Here is a 13149-nt window from a genome sequence, read left to right on the forward strand (position 1 = left end):
TCGTTAAAATGAAACCCATCATTATGTCTGAGCATCTGCACAAGCAAAATATTGATAAACCACAAGTTGTCACCACAGAAACCCTAGCGAACGGTCACATAACAGATGAAGTTTGCACAAATGAAACCTGTGCGACTGAAACGCTTGTCTATGATATTCGTCGCAGTCGCTACCTTAATATTACGGGTCGCTGTACCCTGCGCTGCGCGTTTTGTCCAAAACATAATGGCAGTAAACAGATCCACGAATATCAACTGGCACTGTGTCACCAACCTAAGCCCGAAGAAATTATTCCACTGCTTGGCGATGTTAAAGACTTCGAAGAATATGTGTTTTGTGGCTATGGCGAACCGACCTTAAATCTTCCAACCTTGCTGGCGGTGGCGAAAGAAATTAAACAAAGAGGCGGACGAGTACGTATTAATACCGATGGTTTAGGTAATTTAGTCCATAGGCGGAATATTTTGCCGGAACTAGCCAACTGCGTTGATAGTTTATCCATTTCCCTCAATGCGGATAATGAAGCCGCCTATATGGAACATTGTCGCCCCAAACTCGCCGGTTCTTATGCCGCCGTACATGCCTTCATCGCATTAGCGCCACACTATATTGAAACGGTACAAGTTTCAGCCATCGAAGGATTAGCGGGTGTTGATATCGACATCTGTCGTGAACAAGTTGAGTCCTACGGCTGCGAATTCAAGCATCGCATATTAGGCGCCTTAGGCTAAACGGCATTCTAATACAGCCAAAATCGACTGAAATACCCAAGCAGATAACACTGTCGATTACGTGAGTGGTACATGTGTGAATCGTCTTAACTTTTACTCAAGGAATCTTGCTGAGTAACTTGGCACTGTCGTAACAATTCTTTCGTGTTAACATAGCGAAATTAACAGTTCACCCACTCATAATCGGTTCATGCTGAAGAATAACCCAAGCACGTATCCCGCTGCGCCACTGCTCTCTTTAACTCAAGGGATCTATTGGTCGCATCAACGCTTACTCGCTATTGCAAGCCAGCTTTCTATGCTGGTGATTGGCATGATTATTTTAACTCACTTAATCATTACGTTAGGTGAACGACGCCTGCAAGAAGAGTGGGCAACGCAAAGATACAGTGAACTGCAAACCATAGGCTCATTGATCGCAGATAAAGTGTCTTTTCAGCAATTTCGAACCCAAATTTTCGCCAATGGGGAACTGCTAAAACAATACTTAAGCAATCCTACCGCCAAGCAACAACTTAAATTGCAGGAAAACTGGCAAGATCTAGTAAAACATATTCCTGAGTTACTCGGCATTGCACTGTACGATCCCCAAGGTAACTATAAATTCTCAACTCCCCCTAATTTCAATAAAGATGCCTTACCACCGACCTTACTTGGAGCGAGTCGGAGCATGGGTGGCAAAGAAGTTTATACCTCACCGCTGGAATTTGTTCCGATAGACGGCATGCTTGAACCTTATATGTATCAAATGGCGTGGCTAGAGAAGCCCGATCAGAGTTCTATCGGTTATCTGGTGACATACAACTCTATGGTAAAAATGCTGGAGGCCATAAAACCAGCCTTTTCGAGCAATAAATCCCCTATGTTAGTGCTTGATACTCAGGGATTACTCTATGCTGGCGCTAGCGATCTCGCCCCTCTAAGCAATATGCCAGAGACCTTAGGAGCAAGTTTAAGACAGAGCTATCCGGCCCTGTGGCGCGATATGTCCATGAGCAACTTTGGACAATTCCACGGTGAAGAAGCCACTTTTGTTTTCCTTAAAATCGAACTCACAGCCCAACCTGAGACTCACAGAGAATATTTTTTACTCTCCTATGTGCGCAACTCAGACATAGCAGCTCGTTTCTCACAATGGCAAAACATTGTCATTGTGGCATCGTTAATATTAACGGTTTTAGCCGCTTGGGTTGTACTACTCAGCCACATGTATCGCTTACAACAGCGTTCACGCCAATACAGTATTGATGTTGCTAATGGCTTATTTAATAGTGACATCGGCTTTATGATGGTCAACGAAAATGCCAGAGTCATCAGCGCCAATACTAAAGCGGCACAAGCGACCTTAGTACCATTAGATGAACTGACAGACCGAAGCCTACAGCGTACCTTATGCCTCGATGATAAAACCTACACGGAGTTAATGGAGCAGGTACATAAAACCGGTCAATGGTCTGGTGAAATCAGTCTAGACAGTATCGATGGCCCCACGCTGCGGGTTCATATCCGCCAAGCACCAAGGGCGAGCCGAGGCTCACCACATCTATTAATCACCCTTGAGGACATCAGTGAGTTAATCAGCAGCAAACAAAATGCTTTTCTCAGTGAGCTTTTATGCGATAACACAGTCGCGACAGCCCTCACAGATGCTAACGGTAAACTGATTAAAATCAATCCTGTATTCGATGCGTTAATGCAACTCAATGGCGATTTAAATCAAGATTTAGCGTCATTACTCGCGAATGATTTAGGCAATCAATGGCAGAGGATCAGCGCCCAAATTGCCATGCAAGGTCAGTGGCAAGGGCAAATTCTATGCTCACCTAAACAGGCGCATTCCAATTGTTTGCAAGCCACCTTGAAGGGCCATGTGGCCGCCGATGGTGAGATTGATTATATCGTCTGCACTTTAGAGCAAGCCGCCGAGCGTGGTCGAGGCACAGAGAAGCGTAACCTTGTACCCCATCGCAGTACTATTCTATTGAATTTGGCAGATTTAGAACGTTACTTTAACTCTCTGCCGCCACCAAGCCGTCTCAGTTCAAGCTTACTGTTAATGGATATCAATCCAGAGGGCATGCTAAGCCACATGAGTGATATCGACCAACTGGCAAATCGTCAGCAAGAAATAGAAGTGCAATTATTGCTTGAAATTCCAGCTAATTATCAAATTCTGCATTGGCAGCTAGGGAAGCTCATTGTGATGTTACCTGACACAGACGCCACCCATGCGCACAACTTTGCCCTCAATATGATGGAAAAGCTCAATGGTAATGGCTTAGGGGAAGGTATTAGTATTGGTATTGCGGGTTATCAAGAAGGCCAGACATTAGAGCAATATTTGAATAATGCCGAAATCGCCCTAAAACGGGCGAAGCAAAATAACGATCAGAATATCGGTCAGGCCTTTACTCGTCATCAATCGTAGATTCGGGTGCATTAACGGAGTCAGGCAACTGACTCTGGGTAATTTCTATGATTGCCGAGCGGTTCATGGTGATTTTATAGCGAATATACTGCGGGGCTTCGCGCCCATCTCGCAACACTAAAATCAGGTTGACTTGATAGCGCCGCTCAACCGATTCATAACTAATTTTGCCTTCAACTTCCTTATAAATCTTCGCTTTACCCCGTTCTAAATAACGGGCAAAAGGCACTAAGCTAAAGCTCACTTGCTCTTGAATAGTCGAATATCCCGCTTGGAATTCACTCTGATTCACCTTAGTAGCGATTTTATAGTGCAGAATTTCCGCATCGACCTTATTTTGGCTATGTCTGTGCTTTAGAATGTCACTGACTTTTTCGGGTAGATCTTGCTGACGCATAAACTCAAGCCATACCAACTGCTTAGCGATAACCGCCTGACTCGTAGTATCCCGTAAAATGCGGCTCCAACGTGGTCGACCCCGCTGAATAAATCGCCACATGGCATTGCGCACATCGTCCTTAAAGATTTCCCTGAAACCATAGATCACAGCCAAAGTCAGCACTAGTGCAATAGTAAAACCACTAAAGGCGCCCTGCGCTTGAATTATCAACGCAGACACCACCAACATCACTAACGCGGTCGCCAGTCCTGTCGTAAACTTTTTAAGGCCAATCCCTAAAGGCTTTAACTCTTCTTTGAGTACCACCCCTTGTTGAATTAAACGGCGCAATAACAACATCTTATTAGAGATACGGTTAGGATCTTGCTTAGTTTGCGCTGAGTTGTACTTATGCTCATCACGATAGGCACATTCATTACGGCAGAGCGTGAGTACCCGCTCTAAAATATCGTTGAAATCACTGGTACGAGTTGCATAAGCGAGCACTTTGAGTAACTGCTGCTCACAAAACCAAGACAAGTAGTTATCAGCATTTTCAAAGTAAGATTTCCATTTGGGATCACCTGGTTCGTTACGACGAAACTTTTTCAGCAACTGGGCAATTTGTTCGCGTAATTCGTCGAGGGCAAAATAAAAATGGGTTACATCTGTGATTTGATTGAGTTCTTTAACATCGTTTTCAACCGCAACCGCAAACTGATAGGCGAAGAGATTTAGGTACAATCTGAATTCTTCAACAGTACGGCGATTTAAACTGGCAAAACGCCCCTGCACCAGAGGTAAGTGCAAGCCTTCTGAATAGTATGAGCGACGTCCAACTATTGAGCTGTAGTAGTACTCTTCTTCATTGAGCGTGCGCGAGCCTATGCCCATTTCCTTAGGTAAAAAGAAATAGAGATCAAGCTGACGATTATCGCCCTTTTCCATCTGATGGCTGAACTTAATCGACAGGGATTCTTCTTGCTTTACACGTATCTTAGACACAACACCCTTTTCATGAATCCCTCACTGGAGACTCACCACAGTAATCACAAATCAATGAGCACTAATCTTAACTGAAATAAACTCAAATTCACTGATTAAATTCGACTATTTACGATTCTGCATCCACAAATGGTATTACTAGGCTGAAAAAGGACCACGGCATAATCTTTGGTGTCATCCATATCTAACACCTCGATACTGAGATTGTGCATTTCCGAGTCATTAAAATGTAAGCTGCTGATATAGGATAGATATTTCATATGTTCTGGCCAATTTTTTTGCTTTTCAATTTCAGATTCCGTTTTCGTTTTAACGGTAACTTTATAGGTCATGCTATTGGCCTCAATACTGTCGACTTTGCCTTGCATTAAAATATTACCCGCACTCGTACCGTCAATATTAAAGTAACGATAATTGATCTGCGTATTGTCAGCGGCAATCAAAACATCCACGAGTAGGTAAAATTTACCGTCACTGCTAACACTCGCGCTGCCGCTAGGATTGGCACTAGAATGGCGGTCGAATAATTCAGAGCTGCAATTTAAAATCATCGTCTGATTGGTAGCCGACTGTTTGTATATCACACCGCAGGCCATAATCAATGCCGACAAGATAACAATATTAATCGTCCACTTTAGCCATTTAGCCACAGATATTAACCTCCTGCAGCCAAGCAGCATCGATGAAGGTTTTCGGTCGAGTGAAATCACTGATTTTAATATTACGGATCACTGACTGACCGAGTTTTTCGCCTCGAAAAGTAATATTAAGCACTTGTTTATCATGGGACAAAGAAGCATAGACATCAGCCCAATCACTTTGACCGCAGGCGATTAATCCTGCACTTAAGCGCTCACCTAATTCGAAGAGTAAAGTGTTATTAGTATTGGAATCAGCAAATAAGTGTAATCGTACTTGCTGGCCAGAAGCCAAAGGTAATATTGAGGTCATAAGTGCTTGGGTTGGCTTGCTGTGATCCGTATGATTCAAATAAAACACCGAAAACGCTAACATAAACCCGAATAACACTAAGGCACTCCACAAAGGCACTGTGTGCAATCTGAGGTAATTAACACCTCTAAACTCAGTCCCATTAGATGGTTGGAGTAAATAACCTTGGCCTTTCACGGTTTCAATCAAGCCCTCATATTGAGGTCCAAGAAAGCTGCGAAGCATAAAAACAGCACGGGCCACAGAGGTATCAGTTAGCGGCGGATGCTTTCCATCCCCCGTCTTCAGCATGTGCTTAGAAACCAACTTACCTTGATGCTCAACAAGCAAATTAAGCACTTGTAACTCGGCTCGAGGAAGATGCCAAGATTCATCGCGAGACAACTCAATCAGTATGCCTCGTTCCCGATCAAACCTGCAGTCTCCCAATTGCATCAACATCCACTCAACTCCATAAAAACATAAAGTTAAGTCTATGCAAACTAACTAATGATTAATGTGATCTTGCTAACCCAAGTCAGCAAATAGTTAATTTTCGTGAAATTAACCCCAAGTTCAGCGCTATTAGGCAAAAACATGCGTTAACTCACAGGAATAAATGCCATTTAGCACATGGGAAATTCGGCATAAATTTACATAAATACAACAAATATCGGGACAATGAGCACCTTGCAATCTATTTAGCTAATTAAAATGCAGAATTCAAGTCGGTTAATTCTATTATGGTGACGCTATTTACCGCTCATGTAAAAGGCAAATATCCTCCGGCGTAAATCACAATATTTATCTCAAGCATGCTTAGAATTTACGCCATCAATTTATCTTTAGCATTTGATAAATAGAAGTAATCCTACATAGAGGAAATACATAATGAGCATAAATAGACGTCAAGCATTAACTCGTATTATTGGTATTAGCACCGCTGCGGCAGGTGCAACACTCATGGGAACATCGGTTCTCGCGGCAACGAATGCCGATGGTCAATATCAATTAGCGATAGGAGAGAAACTTAAATACGTTCCACTTGATGCAATGGCAACAGCAAAACTGGCCTATGAAACGGGTGGTGGTTGTATGCACCAAGTTTTTCATGCCGTTGTGACTATGCTAGCCCAATCTAATAGTGCCGATGCAGACAAGTTCAAAACAATTCCAACGGCATTAGCCGCCTATGGTTTTGCAGGGGTAACGGGTCAAGGCACGCTCTGCGGTAATCTTAATGCGATAGGCATGTTAGTGAATATTTTAGATGACATTAATGGTCACAATAACGCCGTGATAGCTAATACCTTCCGCTACTACGAAAATACAACGCTCCCTTTATCTTCACCTGAATTTGTTACTGGTATTGGCTCGACAGCAGAAAAAACGGCTCTTGTGGGCAGTTCATCAAAAGCCAAGAGCGTGTTATGTCACTCATCTATCAGTAACTGGTCAAAGGCTTCTGGCTTACCATTCGCGAAAAAAGGTGAACGCTGCTACCGCTTATCCGCGTCTATGGCTTATTACTTAGTCGATGTATTGAATCGTGCCTATCAAGGGGAGAATATCGGCGCCCTTGTTGGTAGTAAGCCAACACCAGATGCGCAAGATTGCCAAACTTGTCACGGTAGCACTAGCACACTAGGCTCAGCGGCAAGTGTAAAAACAGACATGGAATGCACCACTTGCCATACAGGGCATTTCAATTAAGGAGACTGTGATGAAATACCCATTACTCACATTGACCCTCGCAACATTAATGCTCGTAGGATGTGGCAGTGACAGCAATAACACTGAGCCTGAAACTCCGCAGCCACCTCCCGTCGAAAATGCAATAAACATTGATGAAGCAACGCAGATAAATCTCAAGCTTGAGCAATTTGACTCGAGTACAGGGACAATTCAATTTTCACTGACGGATGCGCAACAAGAGGCGATCACTGCGGCTAAAACCTATGATATTTACTATTTTGGGTTCCCCGACAAAGCCAAGGAATCCTCGAATCCGAAGGCATGGAAACACTGGCATGTTACCCAAAATTATCGTTGCCAAAGTCTTGGAGAATGCAGCGGTAAATTAACCGAAGTCACAAGCGGTCAATATCAATTTGAGATAGCAGGCTTAGATTGGGCTCAGCAGGATCCAAGTGGTTCAGTGGCACAAATTAAAGTCGCGATTCAGATCTACGGTGCAAAAGCCAATAACGAGCTGGATTTAATCCAAGTTCTACCGCAATAATCCTTCCCATGACATATCCAAACAAATAGAGGCATCCATCGGATGCCTCTATTTTATTCATTGATATCTAGACGTTATGCGATTGAATTTTGTTAGATCGATGTTGTTCGCTAAATAATTCGCGATATTATCCGCTACAAAACGACTCACAAACGTCAATACAGCCCAAATGATGAATGCTCAGTACTTTTATTTAGAACATCGCGGCATTGAGCCACATATGTACTAAAATGCTCGCGATATAACCCAGCGCAATGACAGGTGTCCAACGCAAATGGGCACCAAAGGTGTAAATCCCCCTAGCTTGTCCCATTAACGCGACCCCTGCAGCACTGCCAATTGACAATAAACTGCCCCCAACTCCTGCGGTTAACGTTACCAGTAACCATTGGCCTAAGGCCATCTCAGGGTTCATCGTCAACACAGCAAACATCACCGGAATATTATCAACAACCGAAGACAACAGACCGATAGCCACGTTGGCATAGGTCGTATCCCAATTGGAATACAAAGCCTCAGATACTAAGCTCAAGTACCCCATAAAGCCAAGGCCACCCACACATAGCACTACACCATAAAAGAACAACAGGGTATCCCATTCAGCGCGGGAGATCCTGCTAAACACATCGAAGGGCACCACACTACCAAGTTGCTGCAGACGCTGCTCGTCCTGACGCAATTCAGCCTTTGCACGTTCGCGGGCAACGGAACGATTGAAGGTTTTACGCAGATAAAAACCAAAAAATTGTAAGAAACCTAATCCCGTCATCATACCCAATACAGGCGGCATACCTAAGAAGGAATGAGCACACACTGCCGTAGCGATTGTGAGTAAAAACAACGCAACAATTCGCTTAGCACCCGGCTTAGTATAAACATGCTCTTTTTCTGGCTCTGGCACAAAATGTGGAATAAACACACTCATAATGGCAGCGGGTAATGCAAAGTTCACTAAAGCAGGAATAAACAGATGGAAGAAATCGCTAAAGTGCACTAATCCTTTTTGCCACACCATTAAGGTCGTGATATCACCAAACGGACTAAACGCACCACCCGCATTAGCCGCAACAACAATGTTGATACAGGCTAGGGTGATAAACTTGCGTTGCCCTGCCCCCACCTTCATCACCACGGCACACATCAATAGCGCAGTCGTTAAATTATCTGCCACGGGTGAGATAAAGAACGCCATAAACCCCGTCAACCAAAATACGGTTCTCAGACTAAACCCACGGCCGACAAGCCAACCACGAATGGCATCAAACAAATTTCGCTCTTCCATAGCATTGATATAAGTCATCGCCACGAGTAAGAAGAGTAGAAGCTCAGCATATTCAAGTAAGTTATGTTTGAATGCCGCTTCCGACACTTCAGACATACCATTTTGTACATACACAAAACCTATCATGCCCCAGATAATCCCTGCCGCGACCAGTACAGGTTTCGACTTGCGTAAATGTAACGACTCCTCAGCCATCACCATTATGTATGCAAGTACAAACACAAAGACGGCAACATAACCCACACTCGAGGCGGTTAAATTATGCCGTTCTATCCCTTCTGTCATAGCCCATGCTGCAGGTGAGAATCCGCTCAATATTGCAACGCAGAATAGACTCCATAACGCCATTCCACTGCCTTTAAACAACCGCTGTAATTTCATTAAAGTTCATCTCTACGTAGGAAATTAGTCGAAAATTACCATAGCTTCGGCATAGTAAATGTTGATAAAACGCAACTTTCTATGCATTACCCTATAACCAAAGGCGTTTAAAACATTAATTTTTGTATAACTACAGCGATAACTAATAAAGAAACATTTAACTTAGTCTAAAAAGAGCCAATAAAAAAGCACCTCAAAGGTGCTTTTTAGTTTCTAATCAGCGTCACAGCATTAGAAGGAATATAACAAGGTCATATTGGTTTCTGTATCTGTACTTTTCTTATTGTCCAACGGCTCGCTGTTGTAGCGCACAATAATGGCAAACTTCATTGCTAATGCGCCGATAATATTCGCCGTTAACGAAGTTTCAGAACGGGCATCGAGCTTATCACCGTAATCGGCAACGAAACGTTGTTGGAATTTAGAGGTGTCAGTGATTTCGGTTTCAAAGTTGATCACGCCGTGAGCGACGACGCTGTCATTGGTGTCATGGCCTTCGATAAGTGCTTGCTCTGTATCAAGACGCTGATAGATATAACCTGGACCGACTTCGACATCTAAAAAGGTCTTACTAGTATCATAGAATCTATAACCATAACCCGCTGCGCCAGATAGCGTGTAATCATAACCTGTGAAAGGATCGACTTCATAATTACCGTTAGCAAACAAGTAGCTACGATCTGTCATCTTGTAGTTACCTTGTGCGCCCGCTAAATAGCGTTTCGCGGTAACAGAACCTGTATCCTCTTTATATAAACCTTCGAGTAAGTACTGATTCTCCCAATCGCCAAGCTCATGCTTAAGATTTAAACGTCCTTTGAATGATGAGGTTTCAGTGTTACCTGTGGTTAAGGTTGCACCAAGCTCAGCTTCACCTGCGAATGTCTCATCGCCTTTTACAAAATCGGCCCCAGCTGTCGCCATAAAAGGTGCAGTCATTAATAGTGCTGCGGTCAGTACTTTCTTCATGTTTATCCGTTCCTGTTCCGTTAAATCCAATCCCTATAAATATCTGTTCGTCCCAGCGATGCTGAATAAGCACATATTAATAAGGGTTAGTATTTTCCCCTGAAAATCTGCGCGATATTAACATTTACGATTAAAAAATGAAAATTGCAGCTATTTTAAGTATAAAAAAACCCGCTTTAGCGGGTTTTTATCTCAGCAATAACGCTTACATATTGATCTTAGGATCTAACGCGCCAGACTGATACGCTTTATACATTGCTTGTAAAGACAATGGCTTAATCTTAGATGCTTGACCTGCACAGCCGAAAGCTTCATAGCGAACCGTACAGATATCGGCCATGGCTTCCATTGATGCTTTCAGGAATTTACGTGGATCAAATTCACTTGGGTGTTCAGCTAAGAATTTACGAACGGCCCCCGTTGATGCTAAACGTAAGTCGGTATCAATGTTGACTTTACGTACACCGTGTTTGATACCTTCTACGATTTCTTCTAATGGCACACCGTAGGTTTCTGGGATCTGACCACCATATTGGTTGATGATCTTTAGCCACTCTTGTGGCACAGAAGATGAACCGTGCATCACTAAGTGAGTGTTAGGAATACGCGCATGAATTTCTTTGATGCGGTCGATACGTAGTACATCGCCCGTCGGTTTACGACTGAACTTATATGCACCATGGCTAGTACCGATAGCAATCGCGAGTGCATCAACATGGGTATCGGCAACGAAACGCGCCGCTTCTTCAGGGCTAGTCAACATTTGATCGTGACTTAAAATACCTGATGCACCAACACCATCTTCTTCGCCAGCTTGGCCAGTTTCTAAGCTGCCTAAACAGCCGATTTCACCTTCAACTGACACACCACACGCATGGGCAAATGCCACTGTACGACGGGTAACATCAACGTTGTACTCGTACGATGCAGGCGTTTTGCCGTCAGCCATCAAAGAGCCGTCCATCATGACTGATGACATGCCTAATTGGATAGAACGCTGACAAATATCAGGATCGGTACCGTGGTCTTGGTGAATACACACCGGAATATCTGGATACTGCTCAAGAGCTGCTGCCATCAAATATTTTAAGAACTGTGGGCGAGCGTATTTACGTGCGCCAGCAGAAGCTTGCACTATCACAGGGCTGTCTGTTGCTTCAGCGGCCTGCATGATGGCACGCATCTGCTCTAAGTTGTTAACGTTAAACGCAGGCACACCGTATCCATGTTCTGCTGCGTGATCAAGTAGTTGTCGTAGGGAAATTAACGCCATTTTTTAACTCCAATAATAGGGTGATATCTATCACCGAGGTCGCTATCGTTTGGATGGATTTTTATACCCGCATTCAACTCTGTACCTTAAATAAACAACTTAAATTAAGTACCTTAGATGAATACGGGCGGTTTTTTTATAATTTTTTACTTTTATCAAAGCTTTGATGTTATCAGAGCTTATCGCGGCGTCTTATGCGCCGCGTTTTTTAAAACTTAATATTAAGCGCCGCGCTTTTCTAACATAGCCACAGCCGGTAATTCTTTACCTTCGAGGAACTCGAGGAAAGCACCGCCGCCAGTCGAAATGTAAGACACTTTATCGGCAATACCGTACTTATCAACCGCAGCCAAAGTGTCACCACCGCCTGCGATAGAGAACGCTTTTGAATCAGCAATCGCTTGGGCGATACGCTTAGTACCTTCACCGAATTGGTCGAATTCGAACACGCCCACAGGGCCGTTCCACACGATAGTGCCAGCAGATTCGATGATTTTAGCCAGTGCTTCAGCGCTATCTGGACCAATATCGAAAATCATTTCGCCATCAGCGACTTCGCTAACCGATTTTAACGTCGCTGTCGCAGTTGGGCTAAACTCGCCCGCAACGACCACATCGGTCGGCACAGGAATATCGGCGCCACGGCTCTTAGCATTAGCCACTAAACGCTTAGCTTCGTCGATCAAATCCGCCTCATACAGCGATTTACCGACATTGTAGCCCGCCGCCGCAATGAAAGTATTGGCAATACCGCCGCCAACCACTAACTGATCGACTATGCCTGAAAGACTTTCTAGCACGGTCAGCTTAGTCGACACTTTAGAGCCACCGACAATCGCCACCATAGGACGCGCAGGGTTATCTAATGCCTTGCCTAAGGCATCTAATTCTTGTGCCAGTAATGGACCGGCACAGGCGATTGGGGCAAACATGCCCACGCCATGGGTCGATGCTTGGGCACGATGTGCAGTACCGAAGGCGTCCATCACATAGACATCACACAGCGCCGCCATTTTTTTCGATAAGGCTTCGTTGTTCTTACCTTCACCCACGTTGAAACGCACGTTTTCGAACACAACCACTTCACCCACGGCAACGTCAACGCCATCTAAATAGTCGGTCGCTAAACGCACAGGACAAGACAGGGCTTTTGCCAAATAATCGACCACAGGTTGCATAGAATATTCAGCATTGTATTCGCCTTCGGTCGGACGACCTAAATGCGACATCACCATCACAGCCGCACCTTTTTCAAGGGCCAACTCGATAGTCGGTAGAGAGGCGCGCAGACGTGCGTCACTGGTGACGACGCCATTGCTGACAGGGACATTGAGATCTTCGCGGATAAGCACGCGCTTACCTTGTAGATCCAGATCTGACATATTGATAATTGCCATGGTAACGCTTCCTTTTATAATCAAAAAACAAACTGTTTCACACTATAGCCGGTATGAATTGACAGCCGCTCGGCGCTCGACATCCCGTCGAATTGGCATAAATTCAGTGACCCACAAGTGAATAATCTACTT

General features: G+C 44.2%; 11 protein-coding genes. 4 read left to right on the forward strand and 7 right to left on the reverse strand.

Annotation, left to right across the window (positions count from 1 at the left end; genetic code table 11):
* The first annotated feature begins 23 nt into the window (after nucleotides 1–23).
* The gene (locus tag RA178_RS17800; protein WP_105250090.1) at nucleotides 24–731 is read left to right on the forward strand and encodes a TatD family nuclease-associated radical SAM protein; all 708 of its coding nucleotides are present in this window, start codon (nucleotides 24–26) and stop codon (nucleotides 729–731) included.
* A gap of 190 nt (nucleotides 732–921) precedes the next feature.
* Nucleotides 922–3159, forward strand: coding sequence for a PAS domain-containing protein (locus tag RA178_RS17805; RefSeq protein ID WP_306683106.1), 2238 nt, complete (start codon nucleotides 922–924; stop codon nucleotides 3157–3159).
* Here the strand turns inward: RA178_RS17805 and RA178_RS17810 are convergent.
* The 3 genes from RA178_RS17810 to RA178_RS17820 all read right to left on the reverse strand — a co-directional run bounded on the left by RA178_RS17810 (nucleotide 3140) and on the right by RA178_RS17820 (nucleotide 5935).
* Nucleotides 3140–4543 (reverse strand): hypothetical protein, encoded by a 1404-nt coding sequence (locus RA178_RS17810; protein ID WP_028761621.1) that lies wholly within the window; start codon nucleotides 4541–4543, stop codon nucleotides 3140–3142. The two genes, RA178_RS17805 and RA178_RS17810, sit on opposite strands and share 20 nt — an antisense overlap.
* A 95-nt stretch (nucleotides 4544–4638) precedes the next feature.
* On the reverse strand, nucleotides 4639–5193 hold the full coding sequence (locus tag RA178_RS17815) for a hypothetical protein (RefSeq protein WP_105250091.1): 555 nt from the start codon (nucleotides 5191–5193) through the stop codon (nucleotides 4639–4641).
* Nucleotides 5186–5935 carry a winged helix-turn-helix domain-containing protein gene (locus tag RA178_RS17820; protein WP_105250092.1) on the reverse strand — a complete coding sequence of 250 codons (750 nt, stop codon included), beginning with the start codon at nucleotides 5933–5935 and terminating at the stop codon, nucleotides 5186–5188. Before RA178_RS17820 ends, RA178_RS17815 begins: the two co-directional genes overlap by 8 nt.
* A gap of 429 nt (nucleotides 5936–6364) precedes the next feature.
* On the opposite strand from RA178_RS17820, the gene RA178_RS17825 reads away from it, so the two are divergent.
* Nucleotides 6365–7186: a cytochrome c3 family protein gene (locus RA178_RS17825; protein ID WP_168824862.1), complete on the forward strand. Its 822-nt coding sequence runs from the start codon at nucleotides 6365–6367 to the stop codon at nucleotides 7184–7186.
* Between the two features lie 10 nt (nucleotides 7187–7196).
* Nucleotides 7197–7715, forward strand: a complete 519-nt coding sequence (locus RA178_RS17830) for a hypothetical protein (protein ID WP_219234424.1) — start codon at nucleotides 7197–7199, stop codon at nucleotides 7713–7715.
* A gap of 193 nt (nucleotides 7716–7908) precedes the next feature.
* Here the strand turns inward: RA178_RS17830 and nhaD are convergent, their stop codons facing one another.
* The 4 genes from nhaD to RA178_RS17850 form a co-directional block, all read right to left on the reverse strand.
* Nucleotides 7909–9378 carry a sodium:proton antiporter NhaD gene (nhaD, locus tag RA178_RS17835; protein ID WP_306683111.1) on the reverse strand — a complete coding sequence of 490 codons (1470 nt, stop codon included), beginning with the start codon at nucleotides 9376–9378 and terminating at the stop codon, nucleotides 7909–7911.
* Nucleotides 9379–9609: 231 nt separating this feature from the next.
* Nucleotides 9610–10347 carry a DUF481 domain-containing protein gene (locus RA178_RS17840; protein WP_028761626.1) on the reverse strand — a complete coding sequence of 246 codons (738 nt, stop codon included), beginning with the start codon at nucleotides 10345–10347 and terminating at the stop codon, nucleotides 9610–9612.
* 205 nt (nucleotides 10348–10552) lie between these two features.
* Entirely contained in the window at nucleotides 10553–11620 is a 1068-nt protein-coding gene (gene fba / locus RA178_RS17845; protein ID WP_028761627.1) for a class II fructose-bisphosphate aldolase, read from the reverse strand.
* A 221-nt stretch (nucleotides 11621–11841) separates the two neighbouring features.
* The gene (locus tag RA178_RS17850) at nucleotides 11842–13017 is read right to left on the reverse strand and encodes a phosphoglycerate kinase (RefSeq protein WP_131525104.1); all 1176 of its coding nucleotides are present in this window, start codon (nucleotides 13015–13017) and stop codon (nucleotides 11842–11844) included.
* Between the last annotated feature and the right edge of the window lie 132 nt (nucleotides 13018–13149).

The organism is Shewanella oncorhynchi, assembly GCF_030848765.1.
In the GTDB taxonomy this organism is placed as follows: Bacteria; Pseudomonadota; Gammaproteobacteria; order Enterobacterales; family Shewanellaceae; genus Shewanella; species Shewanella oncorhynchi.

Excerpts from the sequence above, each read along its gene's own strand:
- RA178_RS17800 (WP_105250090.1), top strand. The coding sequence starts at position 24 with ATGTCTGAGCATCTGCACAAGCAAAATATTGATAAACCACAAGTTGTC.
- RA178_RS17805 (WP_306683106.1), top strand. The coding sequence starts at position 922 with ATGCTGAAGAATAACCCAAGCACGTATCCCGCTGCGCCACTGCTCTCT.
- RA178_RS17820 (WP_105250092.1), bottom strand. The coding sequence starts at position 5,935 with ATGTTGATGCAATTGGGAGACTGCAGGTTTGATCGGGAACGAGGCATA.
- RA178_RS17825 (WP_168824862.1), top strand. The coding sequence starts at position 6,365 with ATGAGCATAAATAGACGTCAAGCATTAACTCGTATTATTGGTATTAGC.
- RA178_RS17830 (WP_219234424.1), top strand. The coding sequence starts at position 7,197 with ATGAAATACCCATTACTCACATTGACCCTCGCAACATTAATGCTCGTA.
- nhaD (WP_306683111.1), bottom strand. The coding sequence starts at position 9,378 with ATGAAATTACAGCGGTTGTTTAAAGGCAGTGGAATGGCGTTATGGAGT.
- RA178_RS17840 (WP_028761626.1), bottom strand. The coding sequence starts at position 10,347 with ATGAAGAAAGTACTGACCGCAGCACTATTAATGACTGCACCTTTTATG.
- fba (WP_028761627.1), bottom strand. The coding sequence starts at position 11,620 with ATGGCGTTAATTTCCCTACGACAACTACTTGATCACGCAGCAGAACAT.
- RA178_RS17850 (WP_131525104.1), bottom strand. The coding sequence starts at position 13,017 with ATGGCAATTATCAATATGTCAGATCTGGATCTACAAGGTAAGCGCGTG.